General features: G+C 63.2%; 14 protein-coding genes. 9 read left to right on the forward strand and 5 right to left on the reverse strand.

The window, feature by feature from the left end; translation table 11 throughout:
* The first annotated feature begins 72 nt into the window (after nt 1–72).
* From xylB to panD, 7 genes are all read left to right on the forward strand, one after another.
* Nucleotides 73–1,503 carry a xylulokinase gene (gene xylB, locus SB659_RS13890; protein WP_284978203.1) on the forward strand — a complete coding sequence of 477 codons (1,431 nt, stop codon included), beginning with the start codon at nt 73–75 and terminating at the stop codon, nt 1,501–1,503.
* A 69-nt stretch (nt 1,504–1,572) separates the two neighbouring features.
* Nucleotides 1,573–2,556, forward strand: a complete 984-nt coding sequence (locus SB659_RS13895) for a LacI family DNA-binding transcriptional regulator (protein ID WP_410550806.1) — start codon at nt 1,573–1,575, stop codon at nt 2,554–2,556.
* 153 nt (nt 2,557–2,709) lie between these two features.
* Nucleotides 2,710–4,521 carry a ribulokinase gene (gene araB / locus SB659_RS13900; RefSeq protein ID WP_410550777.1) on the forward strand — a complete coding sequence of 604 codons (1,812 nt, stop codon included), beginning with the start codon at nt 2,710–2,712 and terminating at the stop codon, nt 4,519–4,521.
* Nucleotides 4,518–5,225, forward strand: a complete 708-nt coding sequence (locus SB659_RS13905; RefSeq protein WP_410550778.1) for an L-ribulose-5-phosphate 4-epimerase — start codon at nt 4,518–4,520, stop codon at nt 5,223–5,225. The genes araB and SB659_RS13905 overlap by 4 nt, the downstream gene beginning before the upstream one ends.
* Nucleotides 5,226–5,301: 76 nt before the next feature.
* Nucleotides 5,302–6,831 (forward strand): L-arabinose isomerase, encoded by a 1,530-nt coding sequence (araA, locus tag SB659_RS13910; protein WP_410550779.1) that lies wholly within the window; start codon nt 5,302–5,304, stop codon nt 6,829–6,831.
* A complete protein-coding gene (locus SB659_RS13915; protein WP_410550780.1) occupies nt 6,828–7,724 on the forward strand; it encodes an aldose 1-epimerase family protein in 897 nt (298 codons plus the stop codon). Before araA ends, SB659_RS13915 begins: the two co-directional genes overlap by 4 nt.
* 107 nt (nt 7,725–7,831) lie before the next feature.
* On the forward strand, nt 7,832–8,263 hold the full coding sequence (gene panD / locus SB659_RS13920; protein ID WP_284978208.1) for an aspartate 1-decarboxylase: 432 nt from the start codon (nt 7,832–7,834) through the stop codon (nt 8,261–8,263).
* On the opposite strand, the gene SB659_RS13925 is transcribed toward panD, so the two are convergent.
* The 4 genes from SB659_RS13925 to SB659_RS13940 are packed head-to-tail and all read right to left on the reverse strand — an operon-like array spanning nt 8,256 to nt 12,251.
* A complete protein-coding gene (locus SB659_RS13925; RefSeq protein ID WP_410550781.1) occupies nt 8,256–9,608 on the reverse strand; it encodes a flavin monoamine oxidase family protein in 1,353 nt (450 codons plus the stop codon). The two genes, panD and SB659_RS13925, sit on opposite strands and share 8 nt — an antisense overlap.
* 10 nt (nt 9,609–9,618) lie before the next feature.
* On the reverse strand, nt 9,619–9,951 hold the full coding sequence (locus SB659_RS13930; protein ID WP_284978210.1) for a cupin domain-containing protein: 333 nt from the start codon (nt 9,949–9,951) through the stop codon (nt 9,619–9,621).
* 28 nt (nt 9,952–9,979) lie between these two features.
* Nucleotides 9,980–10,771, reverse strand: coding sequence for a MoaF C-terminal domain-containing protein (locus SB659_RS13935; RefSeq protein WP_284978211.1), 792 nt, complete (start codon nt 10,769–10,771; stop codon nt 9,980–9,982).
* Nucleotides 10,772–10,790: 19 nt separating this feature from the next.
* Nucleotides 10,791–12,251 (reverse strand): APC family permease, encoded by a 1,461-nt coding sequence (locus tag SB659_RS13940; protein ID WP_410550782.1) that lies wholly within the window; start codon nt 12,249–12,251, stop codon nt 10,791–10,793.
* Between the two features lie 200 nt (nt 12,252–12,451).
* On the opposite strand from SB659_RS13940, the gene SB659_RS13945 reads away from it, so the two are divergent.
* Both SB659_RS13945 and SB659_RS13950 read left to right on the forward strand, forming a co-directional pair.
* Nucleotides 12,452–13,051, forward strand: coding sequence for a TetR/AcrR family transcriptional regulator (locus SB659_RS13945; RefSeq protein WP_410550783.1), 600 nt, complete (start codon nt 12,452–12,454; stop codon nt 13,049–13,051).
* A 109-nt stretch (nt 13,052–13,160) separates the two neighbouring features.
* The gene (locus SB659_RS13950) at nt 13,161–14,087 is read left to right on the forward strand and encodes an AEC family transporter (RefSeq protein ID WP_284978214.1); all 927 of its coding nucleotides are present in this window, start codon (nt 13,161–13,163) and stop codon (nt 14,085–14,087) included.
* 17 nt (nt 14,088–14,104) lie between these two features.
* Here SB659_RS13950 and SB659_RS13955 read toward each other — a convergent pair whose 3' ends face one another.
* A complete protein-coding gene (locus tag SB659_RS13955; RefSeq protein WP_410550784.1) occupies nt 14,105–16,741 on the reverse strand; it encodes a trehalase-like domain-containing protein in 2,637 nt (878 codons plus the stop codon).
* Between the last annotated feature and the right edge of the window lie 28 nt (nt 16,742–16,769).

Below are 16,769 nucleotides of genomic sequence, written 5' to 3' on the forward strand. Positions count from 1 at the left end.
CACCCTCACGCCGTCACCGGCCGCGCCAACTTCACCCGGCACGGCCGGTGACGGTCCGCCAAAGGAAAATTCATGCCCCTTGTAGCAGGAATCGACAGCAGCACACAGTCCTGCAAAGTCGTCATCCGGGACTCTGACACCGGTGCCCTGGTGCGTCAGGGCCGGGCTTCCCATCCCGACGGCACAGAGATCCACCCGGATCACTGGTGGACCGCCCTGCAGGAAGCCATTTCCCAGGCGGGCGGCCTGGACGACGTCGAGGCCGTTTCAGTGGGCGGCCAGCAGCACGGCATGGTGTGCCTGGACGAGTCCGGCGAGGTAGTCAGGCCCGCCCTGCTATGGAACGACACCCGATCGGCAGGCGACGCCGAAGAATTGATAGTGGAGGCCGGGAACGGCAACGCCAAGGCTGGGGCCGAGCATTGGGCGGCCAGGACAGGGACAGTGCCCGTAGCTTCCTTGACGGCCACGAAACTCCGGTGGCTTGCGCGCCACGAGCCGGAGAACGCAGCCCGGACCGCCGCAGTATGCCTCCCCCACGATTGGCTCTCCTGGCGGCTCGCTGGCCACGGACCTGGCACTGGGCCGTCGTCGCTGGGCCTCCTCCGGACTGATCGTTCGGACGCCTCAGGAACGGGCTACCATGCGGCTTCTTCGGGCGAGTACCTACCCCAGGTCCTCGAAAGCACACTCGGACACGTGCCGGCGCTGCCCACCGTTGCGGGGCCGTTGGACGTTGCCGGGAAAATGCCGTCCGGTGCACTGATAGGGCCAGGCGCCGGGGACAACGCTGCCGCAGCTCTGGGCGTGAGCGCGGGCGTTGGCGATGTCGTGATTTCCATCGGCACCTCGGGGACAGTGTTCGCTGTATCCGATGTTCCTTCAAAGGATGCGACCGGATTGGTGGCAGGTTTCGCTGACGCCACCGGCCATTACTTGCCACTGGCCTGCACGCTCAACGCCACCCGGGTGTTTGATGCGACAGCGGCACTGCTGGGCGTGGACCTGCCCGAACTCAGCGAGCTGGCGTTGACCGCCCCGGAGGGAGCAGAGGGGCTGACACTCATCCCCTATTTCGAGGGAGAGAGGACACCGAACCTGCCGAACGCAACCGGCTCCTTGCACGGCATCACACTCTCTAATTACACACGGGCCAACCTTGCCCGGGCCGCCGTCGAGGGCGTGGTCTGTTCCTTGGCGGACGGGCTGGCCGCGTTGCAGGCCCAGGGGGTCTCGGCGCGTCGCGTCGTCCTGGTGGGCGGCGGGGCCCAATCACCGGCAGTGCAGCATGTTGCTGCGACCGCCTTCCAATTGCCGGTATTCGTTCCTGAACCCGGCGAGTACGTTGCGAATGGAGCGGCACGTCAGGCTGCCGGCGTTCTCGAAGGCCGGTTCCCCGAATGGCCCATCGAGGGCACGGAAGTAGTGCCGGCGCCCGCGGATGGGCCTGCCCCTTTCCTGACGAGGTATCGGCAGTGTGCCACTCGCGCAGCGATGAGCTGATCGGCGTCGCCAGTGCTCTATCGTGACAGGGTGAGCACTGAACAATCCGCACAAGGCCGGCCACCCGTGATGGAGGATGTTGCCCGCGTGGCCGGCGTCTCCCACCAGACCGTGTCCCGGGTGCTCAACAACCATCCCAACGTCAGCTCCACCACACGTGAGCGCGTGGAACAAGCCATCACTGAGCTCGGATATCGGCGAAACACTGCCGCGCGGAGCCTGGTGACGCGGCGCTCCCAAACCATAGGCGTCCTAGGAAGCGAAATGGCCCAGTATGGTCCTTCCCGCACCCTCCTTGGTGTCCAGCAGGCGGCGAGGGACTCCGGATATTTCGTCAGCATCGCCAGCTTGCGGGAGGTAACACCGGCTTCCATCAAAGACGCGATCGCCCATTTCATGGATCAGGGCGTGGATGGGATCGTGGTGATCGTTCCGCACCCGGGCACTTTTGAGGTCCTCCAGGATGTGACCGCGCATGTGCCGCTCGTTGCCGTGGGCTCAGCCGGAGATGAACGCCTCAGCGGAGCCATGGTTAACCAACGCCAAGGGGCGCGCCTGGCCGTAGAGCACCTTGTGGAGCTGGGACACACCCGGATTGGGCACCTCTCCGGTCCCGCCGATTGGATCGACGCGGCAGCTCGGATCGACGGTTGGCGGGATGCCGTGACCGAAGCGGGCCTGGAACCCGGCGCCATGATCGAAGGCGATTGGAGCGCCGAATGCGGCTACCGGGCGGGTTTGAGTATCGCGCAGGAGCGGACTGTGACGGCGCTTTTCGTAGCCAATGACCAAATGGCGTTGGGCGTCCTGCGTGCCTTCCACGAGTCAGGTGTGCAGGTACCGTCCGACATCAGCGTTGTGGGCTTCGACGATCAACCTGAATCGGCCTACTTCATCCCGCCGCTGACCACGGTTGCCCAGGACTTCGAAGAACTGGGGCGCAGGTCCATCGACTTACTGGTGGAACGACTCGAGGGCGGGGACCCTCGGCCGGCAGTCACGGTGGAGCCCTACTTGGTGGTCCGTTCCACCACGGCGGCGTTCTCGAATTAAGTAGACCCGCGCCACACCGGCGTCGCAAGCATCCCTGACCGAAGAGCCCGCTCTTGACATCAAAGTTGTGAGCGCTAACAATTGCATCAGACCTAGTGTAGTTTTCCACCCCAACCCCCGGCAATGAGGCCCTGGCCAGCCGGATGGAGACCCATGAATACCTTTGAAAACCTCCCGCTTGACCAGCAATATGTGATTGGCGTGGATTACGGGACGCTGTCCGGACGCGCCGTCGTGGTACGGGTCTCGGACGGCGCCGAACTCGGCAGCGGTGTGTTCGAGTACCCGCACGCCGTCGTGACTGAAAAGCTCCCCGGTACCGGCCGGCGGCTCCCGGCCGACTGGGCCCTGCAAGTACCCGAGGATTACCGCGACGTTCTCCGCAACGCGGTCCCGGCCGCCGTCGTCGACGCTGGAATTGACCCGGCCGCGGTGGTGGGCATTGCTACCGACTTCACCGCGTGCACCATGGTTCCGACGACGGCGGACGGCACGCCGCTGAACGAACTGGAACGCTTCGCGGACCGTCCGCACGCATTCGTGAAGCTCTGGCGCCACCACGCAGCCCAGCCGCAGGCCGACCGGATCAACCAGCTCGCCGAGGAACGCGGCGAGTCCTGGCTCCCCCGCTACGGTGGCCTGATTTCCTCCGAATGGGAGTTCGCCAAAGGCCTGCAGCTCCTCGAAGAGGATCCGGAAGTCTACGGGGCCATGGACCACTGGGTGGAGGCAGCAGACTGGATCGTCTGGCAGCTGTGTGGAAGCTATGTGCGCAACGCGTGCACGGCTGGCTACAAAGGCATCTACCAAGACGGTCATTACCCGTCGGACGAATTCCTGGCAGCCCTCAACCCGGATTTCAAGGACTTTGTCAGCGCGAAACTCGAACACACCATCGGCCGCTTGGGTGACGCGGCCGGCTACCTGACCGAAGAAGCAGCCGCGTGGACGGGCCTTCCTGCTGGAATCGCAGTAGCCGTGGGCAACGTGGACGCGCACGTCAGCGCCCCGGCGGCCAACGCAGTGGAGCCCGGGCAACTGGTCGCCATCATGGGCACATCCACCTGCCATGTGATGAACGGCGACGTCCTGCGTGAGGTCCCGGGCATGTGCGGCGTTGTCGACGGCGGCATCGTGGACGGGCTGTGGGGTTACGAAGCCGGCCAATCCGGCGTCGGGGACATCTTCGGTTGGTTCACGAAGAACGGAGTCCCGCCCCAGTACCACCAGGCCGCCGCCGAACAGGGCCAGGGCATCCACGAATACTTGACCGAACTCGCCCAGAGGCAAGCAATCGGGGAGCACGGCCTGATCGCCTTGGACTGGCACTCAGGCAACCGCTCGGTGCTGGTTGACCACGAGCTGTCCGGAGTGGTGGTGGGGCAAACACTGGCCACTAAGCCCGAAGACACCTACCGCGCCCTGCTGGAAGCCACGGCATTCGGGACGCGGACCATCGTGGATGCCTTCCGCGACTCCGGCGTCCCGGTGAAGGAGTTCATCGTGGCCGGCGGACTCCTGAAGAACAAGTTCCTGATGCAGGTCTACTCGGACGTCACCGGGCTGCAGCTTTCCACCATCGGATCCGAACAAGGCCCTGCCCTCGGCTCTGCCATCCACGCCGCAGTGGCCGCCGGGAAGTACAAGGACATCAGGGAAGCCGCTGCGTCCATGTCCGCTGCGCCGGGAGCTGTGTACACGCCCATCCCCGAAAATGTCGCAGCTTACGAGGTCTTGTTCCAGGAATACAAAGCCCTCCACGACTACTTCGGCCGCGGGGGGAACAACGTCATGCACCGCCTCAAGGCAATCCAGCGCACAGCAATCCAAGGGGCGGCACTCGGCCACGCTGCATCTAACAGCCCAGCATCTAACAGCTCAGGACCTGGCAGCTCAGCATCCGACAGCCCAGCATCCGGCAGCTCAGGGGACCAAGTCAACTCCTTGGAAGGAGCCACCAAATGAGCGCGTTGCTGGACACCATCACAAGGGTTCGCAAGGAAGTTTGCGAGCTTCACGCCGAACTGACGCGTTACGAGCTCGTGGTCTGGACGGCAGGGAACGTTTCCGCTCGGATCCCGGGACACGACCTGATGGTCATCAAACCCTCGGGCATCTCCTACGCGGAGCTCACCCCGGAATCGATGGTTGTCACCGACCTCTACGGCACCCCTGTCCGCGGCATCAACACGGGCAGCAACGGAACTGTGGATTGGGGAAACCCGGACCTGTCGCCGTCCTCGGACACAGCGGCGCATGCCTACGTTTACCGGCACATGCCCGAGGTTGGCGGCGTGGTCCACACGCACTCGACCTATGCCACAGCGTGGGCGGCCCGGGGAGAAGAAATCCCGTGCGTACTCACCATGATGGGCGACGAATTTGGTGGGCCCATCCCGGTGGGACCGTTTGCGTTGATCGGAGACGACTCGATCGGCCAGGGCATCGTGGCAACACTTAAGGGCTCCAACTCCCCCGCTGTACTTATGCAAAACCACGGCCCATTCACCATTGGCAAGGACGCCCGCGCCGCCGTCAAAGCCGCCGTGATGTGCGAGGAAGTGGCCAAGACAGTCCACGTATCCCGCCAACTCGGCGATCCGCTACCGATCAATCAAGCCCAGATCGAGTCCCTGTACGACCGCTACCAAAACGTCTACGGCCGCTAGCGCACTGAAGAAACCAACACTGAACAGCCAGCAACCGTACAGCAAGCCGAACACCCCCACACTCCAGGAGCACCCCATGCCCAACAAGACTGCCGCCAACAACACTTCGCTGGAGCAGTACGAAGTCTGGTTCCTCACCGGCAGCCAGCACCTCTACGGTGAAGATGTCCTTAAGCAAGTCGCAGCGCAGTCCCAAGAGATCGCCAACGCGTTGAACGCCGCCAGCGACGTACCGGTCAAGCTGGTCTGGAAGCCGGTGCTCACCGATTCCGATGCCATCCGCCGCACCGCGCTGGAAGCGAATTCAAACGATGCCGTCATCGGCGTAACGGCGTGGATGCACACCTTCAGCCCGGCCAAGATGTGGATCCAAGGCTTGGACGCACTGCGCAAGCCGCTGCTGCACCTGCACACCCAGGCCAACAGGGACTTGCCGTGGGCGGACATCGACTTCGACTTCATGAACCTCAATCAGGCGGCCCATGGTGACCGGGAATTCGGTTACATCCAGTCGCGCCTCGGCGTGCCGCGGAAGACCGTCGTCGGGCATGTCAGCAATCCGGACGTGGCCCGTCAAGTGGGCGCGTGGCAGCGCGCCTCCGCCGGATGGGCCGCCGTACGCAGCCTGAAACTGACCCGCTTCGGTGACAACATGCGCAACGTCGCCGTCACCGAAGGCGACAAGACCGAGGCCGAGCTGCGCTTCGGTGTTTCGGTGAACACCTGGTCCGTCAACGAGCTCGCCGACGCCGTCCACGGCGCTGCAGAGTCCGACGTCGACGCCTTGGTCGCCGAGTACGAGCGCCTCTACGACGTGGCTGACGAGCTAAAAGCAGGCGGTACCCGCCACGAATCGCTCCGCTACAGCGCCCGCATTGAACTCGGCCTGCGCAGCTTCCTCGAAGCGAACGGCTCGGCCGCGTTCACCACCTCCTTCGAGGACCTCGGTGAGTTGCGCCAGCTCCCCGGAATGGCCGTGCAGCGCCTCATGGCCGATGGATACGGATTCGGCGCCGAAGGGGACTGGAAGACCGCTATCCTGGTCCGCGCCGCGAAGGTCATGGGCTCGGGCCTGCCCGGCGGTGCCTCGCTCATGGAGGACTACACCTACCATCTGGAGCCGGGCTCGGAGAAGATCCTCGGTGCCCACATGCTGGAGGTCTGCCCCTCCCTGACAGCGAAGAAGCCGCGCGTGGAGATCCACCCGCTGGGCATCGGCGGCAAGGAAGATCCCGTTCGCATGGTGTTTGACACCGATGCCGGCCCCGGCGTCGTCGTCGCGCTGTCCGATATGCGCGATAGGTTCCGTCTGGTCGCGAACGCCGTGGACGTCGTCGACCTCGACCAGCCGCTGCCCAACCTGCCCGTGGCCCGAGCGCTCTGGGAGCCCAAACCCAACTTCTCCACCTCGGCCGCAGCGTGGCTGACCGCCGGTGCGGCACACCACACGGTGTTGTCAACGCAGGTGGGCCTGGAGGTGTTCGAGGACTTCGCCGAAATCGCAAAGACCGAACTTCTCACCATTGATGAGGACACCACCATCAAACAGTTCAAAAAGGAACTCGCTTGGAACGCCGCCTACTACAAGCTGGCCGGCGGCCTGTGAGCCCCGAATTTACGCTGAGCGCGGGCGGTTACACGGCTGTTGTGACCGCCCACGCGGCTGCCTTGCGGGTGTTGCAGTTTGAGGGACGGGACCTTGTGGTTCCGTTCCCGGTCGGCGGTCCGATCCCGGATTTTCGCGGCATCATCGCCGCGCCGTGGCCGAACCGGATCAAGGACGGGAAGTACATTTTCGACGGCGTCGAGCACCATGCGCCGGTCAACGAACCCGAGCGCGGCACCGCCTTGCATGGGCTGGCCTTCGCCCTCGACTGGACCTTGAAGGAGTCCGACGCCGCGTCGCTCACGTTGTCGTGCACTGTGGGGCCGACCACGGGCTATCCGTTCGTGCTTGAGCTCTCGGCCAGCTACGTGCTCGACGAAACCGGGCTGCACGCGTCCGTCACGGCCCGCAACGCAGCCGACGTCACCGCTCCCTACGGTGTCTGCCCGCACCCGTACCTCGTCGCCGGGTCCTCACCCTTGGATGAGTGGGTGCTGGAGTTCGCTGCTGACACCTTCCTTGAGGTCACGCCGGATAGGCTCCTGCCTGTTTCGCTGGCTCCGGTGCAGGGCCACGAGTTCGATTTCCGTTCCCCGCGTGCCATCGGAGCCACCGAGATCGACCATGCCTTCACGGACATCACGTTCGACGGCGGCCTGGCCCGCCTTTCCGTACGGGACCCGGCGGGAACCGGCGTCGGAATGTCCTGGGACCAAAGCTGCCCGTGGCTTCAGATCCATACGGCAGACAAACCGGCACCAATTCCGAGCCGGATTGGGCTGGCCGTGGAGCCGATGACGTGTCCGCCGGATGTGTTCAATAGCGGCACGGACCTGATCCGGCTGGCGCCGGGTGCCGAGCACACGGCCTCGTGGAGCATCTACGCGCTGTAGCGACCCAACCAGGGGCGGCAGACGCCGCAGTGTTGTACGTTCCACGGTGCTGAACGTCAGATCCGTCACAGCGCTGGAACAGGGTGCCGCGCTAAACTGTAGGCATTATGATCCGCACAATGTTCAAGTCCAAGATCCACCGCGCAACGGTGACCCATGCCGACCTCCACTACGTCGGCTCCGTCACCGTCGATCTGGACCTCTTGGAGGCGGCCGACATCCTTCCCGGCGAGCTTGTATCCATCGTGGATGTGACCAATGGCGCCCGTCTGGAGACCTACACCATTGCGGGTGAGCGCGGCACCGGCGTGATCGGTATCAACGGTGCTGCCGCCCACATGGTCCATGTCGGCGACACTGTCATCCTCATTACCTATGCCGAGATGACCACGGAGGAAGCCAGGGCCTACCAACCCAAGGTCGTTCACGTGGGTGCAGATAACCACATCATCCGGCTCGGCAATGATCCCGCTGAGGCACACACGCCCGGGCTCCTCCGACCGCCGCACGCCCTCAGCAACGCCGCCCAGCTCAGCTAGGCTTTTGCACTAACTCCTGGTCCCGTAAGTGCTCCTGGTCCCGTAAGCGCGCCTCCATGAGCAGCTCGGCTTCCACGTGGCGGGCAGCGTCGATTCCGCTCTCGATGGCGCCGTCAATGAAGCCGCCCCACCCGTTGGCGTAGTCCGAGCCGGCAAGGTGTATCCGGTCCTCGGGGCGTTGAAGCTCGGTCAAACAGTTTGTGAGGTAGCCCGTGTAATGCATGGGCCACGTGGACTGGGCAAACTGGTCCGCAACCCAGTCGTGCCCAGCTACTTCCAGCACTTCCAGGCCTGGGACCAGTGCGTCCACATGCCGTTGAGCTGCGGCGACATCATCCACGTCCACGGCCGCGGCGTCGGGACCGAACCCCACCAAGGTGGTGGATTCGTCGTCGATGTACTCGACCTGGAGGAAGTTCAAGGCGCCTGTCTCCGGCCCAAGGGCAACGAAGCGTTCGTGGCAACCCTTCACCGTGATCCACAGTTTGGCACCGCGGCCCGCTTGGCCTTTCGCCGCTGCTTCCCTTTTTACAGGGGACAGGGGCGGCTGGATGTCGATATCGTTCAACACGCTCAGAGGCAGGCCGAGAATGAGTTGCCGTGCTGCGTAAGTCTTTCCGCACGTGGTTGTAACGCGCACTTCATCGCGGTCCTGTCGAACCGAGACGACCTGTTGGTTCAGCCGTAGCTCCGCCCTTGAGTCAGCGAGGATCGCATCTATCAAGCGACGGGTGCCCCCTTCGATCTTGAAACTGGCACATGCTTCAAACATGAGCTGCCAATCGCCACTGGCTACCGCGCACCAACGCAACGCCTGCGTATACGCGGCCTCGTCAAGCCTGCCATTGAAGTTCAGCGTCCAGAAGGACCTCAGCAGTTGCCGCTGATCCTCGGGGAGGGCAAGCCTGTCAATGGCCTCGGAGAGCGTGATCCCGTCAATGTCGAGCACCTCCGGGTTGGTCAGCGGTTGCCAAGGCAGCGGGAAATAGCGGCGGGAGTCAGCCAAGAGCGTTCGGTTGGGAGCATCGAGCAACTCCGTCAACTGCTCAGCGGGCCCCTCGCGCCGCAGGCCATCGGCCACCCAGAAAGCCTTGGTGAAATCCGGTCCAGGGACGGCCGGGATCCCGTACCGCCCCAGCTCTGCCCAGACATAGGGCTGGGTCCAATGCACCCAGGTTCCTCCCAACTCGAGGTCGCGCCCGAGGCGTTCCTCCAGATAGGTTCGGCCGCCAATCCTATCTCTGGCCTCCAGCACGGTGGTGGTGTGACCGCGCCGTGACAGCTCGCGGGCCGCGGTGAGTCCCGCGAACCCGGCACCAATGATCAGTACCTCGGAAGTCTCCACGCGCTGGCTCCTAGCTGTAAACGAAGAATTCGACAGTGGGCTCAAGGACCGCCCATCGCGTCATGGCGCCTTTGGACAGGGACGCCATGGAACCTGCGGTGAGTTCGAAGGTCTCGCCACCCTTGACATCGATGCGGAGGTGGCCCGAAATGATGTAAATGGTTTCGTCCTGGTCGATGGGGAGGTCGAACGGCTCAGGCGCTTGCTCAGGGGTGACTTTCCAGATACCGCTGCTGAGCGAATCGTTGCCGTCATCACCGGGACGGCGGAGCCATTGGACGCTTCCAAGCTCAAAAGAGTCGAAGCCTGTGTGGTCGAGGTGGGCGTGAAAAACTTGGGCCATGGTGTACTCCTGTCATCGGGAACCACGCTCAACGCTTGCGCGTGTCCTGTGGGTAGTTGGTGGTGTTCAGGATGCTGAGCCTTGAATCGAACGGCAGGCTAACCGGTTCCCCGGTTGGATTGTCCCACCCGAACATGCGCCCAATAGATCGTTTTTCGCGGAGGTCTATCAGGAGCACCGCTTCCACGGTCATGACCTTTTCGGTCCAAAAGAAGATGTACAAATCCTCCGCAACGTCCCACACCATGCAGCGATCCGTGTCAGCCAACCCGGCCTCCCCACCGCGGACGCAGTGCCATGTGAAGGTGCCTTGGTTCAGGTAGATGTGCTCGTAGGATTCGACGTCGCTGTAGCGGTAGAAGATCCGCTTACCTACGAGTGCCGACGATCGTTGGTGCACCGTGGGGTGTCCGTTGATGTTCGTATGCGTGAAGCCCGTTGAGGCGCGCACGGTCCCCTTGGATGTGGTGAACTTGGAGACGGCCGTGGTGAGCGCACCGTTGGTGCGATCAAAGATGATGGTGACATTTTCGGCGTCGGCAGCCTGTCCGCGGACGAAGTCGATAATGAAAATGCCCTCGCGGGCCTCAATCGCCTTATAGGCGGCAGTCCCTCCCGAACTTCCTTCCGACCAGGAGAGGGTATTCGGGGTCTGGAACGCGTATTCGATGCGGGAACCGTCAGGTGTTTCCTGGGAGATCTTCGTATTGACCAGTGCAGGCGAGGCAGGCAGCGTCTGGTCGCCAAATCCGTCCACCATGGTGGAGACGGGCGGCCACTCTTCTTCCGGAACGTAGTCTTGGAGAGCTGTGGTAGTCATGCGTGGTCCTTTCGGGATGTCAGACGATTTCGGCTGCGTAGTTGATGGTTGGTTTTTGGGCTCCGCGGACCATACCTGCAATGAAGAACAGCGGGATACCGAGGAGCAGCCATCGGGCTACCCCTCCCTCGCCTCCAAGCAGGGCGTCATAGTTGTCCAAAGTCAGGTAGGCGACCACCACAAAGGCCAGAAGCGACAGAGCCGGCGCGATGGTGGTGACCCAGAGGTTGTCCCTCAGCCCTGATCTGGCGAAGTACACCAGGATGGCCGCTGATGTCAGGAGCAGGATGGAAATGAATCCCGCTGTGCCCAGGGCCACGAACCAGGCGAAGACCGTTGCCATCGGATCGGCGCCGGCGATGAGGAAAGCGCTGATCACTGCCAGGACGACCAAGGAGTTGACCAGGCCGGCGAACGACGGCGCACCTGATCGGGAAACCGAGGACAACTTGGCCGGAAGTGATCCCGCGCGCCCAAGAGCGAAGAGGTACCGGGAGAACATGTTGGCCAATCCAAGGAGCATTGCGATAAAGCTTGTGACCACCAGCACCTGCATGGCGATGCTCAGCCACGATCCCGCACTGGCCGCAGCGAGGTCGAAAATCATGCCGGAGGGGTTTTCGGTTGCCGCCGCTTGGATCCCGTCAATTCCGATGGAACCACTGATGGCCCAGGTGGACACCGCGTAGAAGACGCCCACAAACGCAATGACCAGATAGGCGGCGCGCGGGATGGTGCGACGCGGATTCTTTGCCTCCTCGGCGAACACCACCGTGGCTTCAAAACTGGTGAAGCAGGCGAAGGCAAACAGCAGCGAGATGCCCAGGCCCGGGCCTACTATGCTTCCCGCCGTGAACCCTGCGAACGTAAAGATGCCGATACCTTTTTGGGCGATGAGGGAGGCAATCAACGCGGCAACTACCAGGGTTTCGCCAAGAATCAGGACCCCCAAAACCCTAAGGCTGGCATCCACGCCTTTCATGGTCAGGAACGTAGTGAGCGCCAGAACGGCCACGATCCAAAAGTAGACAGGTACTGCGAGGCCCGCGAGGCCCTGCACCAACTGTGCCGCGAAAACGCCAAACTGTGACCATAGACCAATTTGCAGGCTGAGGTACGTGAGGATGGCAATGCCGGCCCCGCCTGTGGCCCACTTAACTCCGAGTCCTTTGGCTATGTAGGCCACGAATCCGCCAGCGTTGGTGATGTGCTGGCTCATTCGGAGATATCCCACTGAAAAGAGGGCTACCAGGAGGGCGGCAATGATGTAGACAACCGGGGTTCCGGGGCCGCTCGCCGCGAAGATCACCGGACTTGCGCCCACGACGGCGGCCATGGGCGCCGCTGCGGCGATGGCGAAGAAGGCTATGGCGACGACGCCAAGCTTGTTTGCCCCGAGCCGCGCGTTGTTGCTGCTATGGGAAGGCTGTGCAGATTGAGTTTCGGCCGGAGCCGCTGTGGTGGGGCTGGGTTCGTTCATGAGGCTGTTCTTTCCGAAATGCAATGGCTCCATCGCCAGTGCGGAGGGATAGGGCGCCTACGCCCACGGTCACTTCCGGGGGCGTCAAGGCTGAAGCTGCTCTTGATGTGCGGCTAGTGATGCCGGCCACACTCAGAACTATACGTTTGTATAGTTCTGAGTGTCAAGAGTGGGTGTGGTGCCGCCGATAGACTCACTTCATGGCTCAGGAATCACACAGGTTGCCGTACGGAGACGGAAGGGACGCCCTCTTGTCTGCCGTGGTGGAGGTGGTAGCGGACAAAGGCCTGCGCGGGGCAACCTACAGATCGGTCGCAGCGCGTGCCGGCGTCAACCATGCCCTGGTCACCCACCACTTTGGCTCCATGGAGGGCCTTCTGGTAGCCACGATGGAGTGGTCCGTCCGGCGGTCCATTGAAGAAACCGGGCTGACAGGCGTCGCGGACTTTGAGGGCAACTTCGCAGATTCACTCATCGAGAGCGTTTCTGCCGAACCGGAGCTTCAGCTGTTCCAGTTTGAAATGATCCTCGAATCACGGCGCAACCCACGCATCCGTGCCATGGTGGAGCATTTGTACGCGAGTTACGTCGAAACCGTTGAGGATGCCTTGAAGCGCCGCGGTTTGGATACCGACAACGAAGCATCCCTCGCGATATTCGCCGCACTAGACGGGCTGATGCTGCAGTTCGTCACTTTTGGCAACCCCGCCAAGATCAGGGCGGCGGTAACCCAGGTAGGCCGAATGGTTTCCGCCCTCGGCGAGGCGAACGGGACCACTGGAGAGCCCCCCGCGCATTGACCGCAGTGTCCGCATAACGGGACACCACCGTGAAAACGCTTACTGGCTACCTAGGACTGATTAGGCTGGAAGTCGTGACCCGTCGATTCCCTGCCCCTTCGCCGCTGCAATGATCGGCGTCCTCTCGGGTTTTTTCGTAGTGTGGGCCATCATCCTGGTGGGCATGTTCGTTGGCCGCCGGGGGATTTTGGGCGAGAATGCACGCTCGGTCCTGAGTTCCCTGACATTCTTCGTTGCCAGCCCGGCGCTCTTGTTCGAGACCCTGAGTAAAGCCAACCTGCACGACGTTTTCGCTGCCCCACTTCTTGTCACTGCGGTGGGCGCTGTGATCACCGGCCTGCTCTTCTTCCTGATCGTGAAGTTCTGGCTGGGGCGCACCATGCCTGAGGCCCTGATGTCCTCCATGAGTGCGTCCTTGGCCAACTCGGCAAACCTCGGCATCCCCATCGCGGTTTTTGTCCTGGGCGATGCCAGTTATGTGGCGCCCTTGCTTATTTTCCAGCTGGCGTTCTACACACCGATGTACCTGATGGCCCTCGACGCCAGCACCAGCGCGCACCGCACCACTCCCCTGCGCTTCCTGCTCATGATCGTCAGGAATCCCATGATTGTGGGCTCTGCGCTGGGCCTGGTCGCGGCCGGCACGGGGTTCCAGGTGCCCTCGCTCATCCTTGAACCGATCCACCTGATTGGTGGAGCCGCGATCCCGGCCATGCTGATGTCCTTTGGCATGAGCCTGAACGGCTCCAAACCGCTGCAGAGGGACGCCGGACGCCGGACGGACACCCTGCTGGCAAGCGGCTTCAAGCTGGTGGTCCACCCCTTGGTTGCATATCTCTTTGCCAGGTTCGCCCTGGGCATTGACGGGCACGCACTCTTCGCCGTGGTGGTGACATCGGCGTTGCCCACGGCGCAGAACGTGTTCGTGGCCGCGAACCGCTACCAGGCCGGGCTCACGGTAGCCAAGGACACGGTGCTCATCACCACGGTTGTGGCAGTGCCCGCAATGATCGTGGTGGCCCTGCTTCTGACATAAACGCTCCCCGGGACGGCCTATTCGACGTCGGCCCGGGCCAGGTAGTGGTCCAGGAGTTGTGCGCAGCGGATGAAGCCCAGATGCGAGTACGCCTGTGGGTGGTTCCCCAAGTGGGTTTCCGTGGAAGGATCATATTCCTCGGGCAGCAAACCGGTGGGTCCGAACAACGCCACCAACTGGTTGAATAACTCCAAGGCATCGTCCAAACGGCCAACAGCGAGGTAGGCCTCGATCAGCCACGTGGTGCAGATGTGGAACCCGCCCTCCAAACCCGGCAGGCCGTCGTCGTACCTGTAACGGAAAACCGTAGGCCCCACGCGTAAATCCCGCTCAACAGCGGTCACGGTGTCCAGGAAACGTTGGTCCTGGACATCCAGGAGCCCGGACAACCCGATGTGCAGGACGGCGGCGTCGAGGTCGGGACTGTCGTACGCAACGGTGTAGGACGCAGCAGAGTTGTCCCAGCCCTCGTGGAGGACTTGTTCCCGGATAGTCACCGCCGTTGGCGCCCAGTCGGCGTGCGCCTCGCGGCCGTGCAGGGCTGCGGCGCGGACTGCCCTGTCCAGGGTCACCCAGCACATGACTTTGGTATAGACGTGGTGCCGCGGGGCGCGGCGCGCTTCCCAGATGCCGTGATCCGGTTCATGCCAGCGCGCAATGACTGCGTGGGCCATCTGCTCCATGAGGAACCAGTGCTCGTCCGGCATGAACCCCCGGCGCTCGGCCAAATCATGGATCAGTTCGGCAATGGGCCCAAACACGTCCAATTGCACTTGGTGGTCCGCGGCGTTCCCGATCCGCACCGGCCGCGACCCTGCATAGCCGGGCAGGCTCTCCACAATCGCCTCCGTGGACAGCGGAGCGCCTGTCACTGAGTAGAGAGGGTGCAGCCACTCAGGCCCCGGCGCATTCTCCAGGATGCGTCCCAACCAGCTCAAGAACCCATCGGCTTCACGCGTGGAACCAAGGCTGACCAAGGCGTTGACCGTCATGGACCCATCACGCAGCCAGCAGTACCGGTAGTCCCAATTCCTCGTTCCGCCGATGCCTTCGGGCAGGGACGTTGTGGGGGCCGCCAGCACAGCGCCCGTGGGCTCGTGAACCAGCGACTTCAGCACCAGCGCCGAACGGCGCACCAGCGACGGTTTCATGCTGGGAAGCTGGAGCGTCTTGACCCACTCCCGCGCAACCTGCCCGACGGCGGCACGCCGGTGGGGCTCTCCGTAGGGGTCCGCGGGGGGCGGCTCGGTGTCACCGCAGCGCAGGTTCAGGACCACAGGACCCCCGTAGAGAGGAACGTCGGCCATCGCAGTGGCATGCCTGCCGTCACTGGTGACACGGAAGGTAACTCCCGGCGCGGAAAGGATGATCGGGTCGGAGGTCCCCACCACATGGACCTCGCCGTCTCGGATTTCCATGCTGAAGGGCGCGTTCGCGTAGTCCGGCCGTGGCGCGAAGACCACCCGGGCCGTACCAGTCCCGGAGAGCACGCGGACCAAGCTGGTGATACCTTCCGGAGCAGGTTCCAGGTAGTCCGTCACCGTGACATCAGCCCAACGGGTCTCCACGATCATGGTGTTGTCCACGTATCGCTGGGCAAGCACGGGCGACGTCTTCACGGGTTCGATGCTGAAGTGCCCGGCCGGATCTCCACCAAGGATGTGGGCAAACAGTGAGCCCGAGTCAGGTAACGGGTGGCTCATCCAGCAGATCTTCGCATCCGGAGTGAGCAACGCCGTGGAGCTCCCGTTGCCGATCATGGAATGCCGTTCAAGGCCTACCGCGTCTTCGCCGAACAACCACGCCCGGCGCATCTCGAACAACAAGGCCAGCACCCGCGCAAAGGCCTCCGGGTCCGGGATGGTGTGTGCCGCCGTCGTATTCCCCGGTCCCACGTGAAGGCCGAGGTCGGGGCCCCGAAGGGTGGCGAGCGCCTTCTCGTCGCTTTCAGCATCACCGGCGTAAAGAGCCGCGCTCACGCCCAGGCTCGCTCGAAGCTGTTCCAGGGCGCGGCCCTTGGCCGGCTCCTCCACCGTCAGATCCAGCACAGTGCCGTCCACAATGAAGAACAATCCGAATTCCATGGCGATCTGCTGGGCACGATAGATGACGCGTTCCCTGACCTCCGGTGTCGCAGGCCGGGTGTGAACGCCGACGCCCACAGGCTTACGCATGATCCTGATGCCCTTTTCAAAGGCGACGGCCTCGGTGAGGGCCGTTACCACCTCCTGAAGCAACGCGTCAGTGGCCAAGGACTGGTTGTAGGCGTAGCCCATGTCGAACTCGACGCCGTGCGAACCCACCAAATGAACTTCCGCGGGCAGCCTGGAGACCGCTGCCAGATCCCGCAAGGAGCGTCCGGAAATGACGGCCGTGTGGGTATTGGGCAACGCGGCCAAAGCCCGCAGTGCCACGGCTGCGCTGTCCAGTGGCAGGGTCTCGGTGGACACTCCTTCGGCTGAGCACAGGGTGCCGCCGTAATTACAGGCCACCAGCAGGCCTGGAACACGGGACAGGACCCTTAGCTCGGCGAGCAACTCCGGGGTTATTCCCTGATCCGCATTCGACTGGACGAACGTCCGCAGCAATCCCAACGGTAGGGACTTCATGAGTAGCGCGGAGGCCGCGACTGTTTGGTTCAGCGGTGTGGGCATAGCGAATCCTTCCGGTGCGGACTATCCC

It is taken from the genome of Arthrobacter sp. SIMBA_036 (assembly GCF_046535135.1).
Taxonomy (GTDB): domain Bacteria; phylum Actinomycetota; class Actinomycetes; order Actinomycetales; family Micrococcaceae; genus Arthrobacter.

Excerpts from the sequence above, each read along its gene's own strand:
- araB (WP_410550777.1), top strand. The coding sequence starts at position 2,710 with ATGAATACCTTTGAAAACCTCCCGCTTGACCAGCAATATGTGATTGGC.
- xylB (WP_284978203.1), top strand. The coding sequence starts at position 73 with ATGCCCCTTGTAGCAGGAATCGACAGCAGCACACAGTCCTGCAAAGTC.
- SB659_RS13955 (WP_410550784.1), bottom strand. The coding sequence starts at position 16,741 with ATGCCCACACCGCTGAACCAAACAGTCGCGGCCTCCGCGCTACTCATG.
- SB659_RS13895 (WP_410550806.1), top strand. The coding sequence starts at position 1,573 with ATGGAGGATGTTGCCCGCGTGGCCGGCGTCTCCCACCAGACCGTGTCC.
- SB659_RS13935 (WP_284978211.1), bottom strand. The coding sequence starts at position 10,771 with ATGACTACCACAGCTCTCCAAGACTACGTTCCGGAAGAAGAGTGGCCG.
- SB659_RS13930 (WP_284978210.1), bottom strand. The coding sequence starts at position 9,951 with ATGGCCCAAGTTTTTCACGCCCACCTCGACCACACAGGCTTCGACTCT.
- SB659_RS13950 (WP_284978214.1), top strand. The coding sequence starts at position 13,161 with ATGATCGGCGTCCTCTCGGGTTTTTTCGTAGTGTGGGCCATCATCCTG.
- araA (WP_410550779.1), top strand. The coding sequence starts at position 5,302 with ATGCCCAACAAGACTGCCGCCAACAACACTTCGCTGGAGCAGTACGAA.
- SB659_RS13905 (WP_410550778.1), top strand. The coding sequence starts at position 4,518 with ATGAGCGCGTTGCTGGACACCATCACAAGGGTTCGCAAGGAAGTTTGC.
- SB659_RS13945 (WP_410550783.1), top strand. The coding sequence starts at position 12,452 with ATGGCTCAGGAATCACACAGGTTGCCGTACGGAGACGGAAGGGACGCC.
- panD (WP_284978208.1), top strand. The coding sequence starts at position 7,832 with ATGATCCGCACAATGTTCAAGTCCAAGATCCACCGCGCAACGGTGACC.
- SB659_RS13940 (WP_410550782.1), bottom strand. The coding sequence starts at position 12,251 with ATGAACGAACCCAGCCCCACCACAGCGGCTCCGGCCGAAACTCAATCT.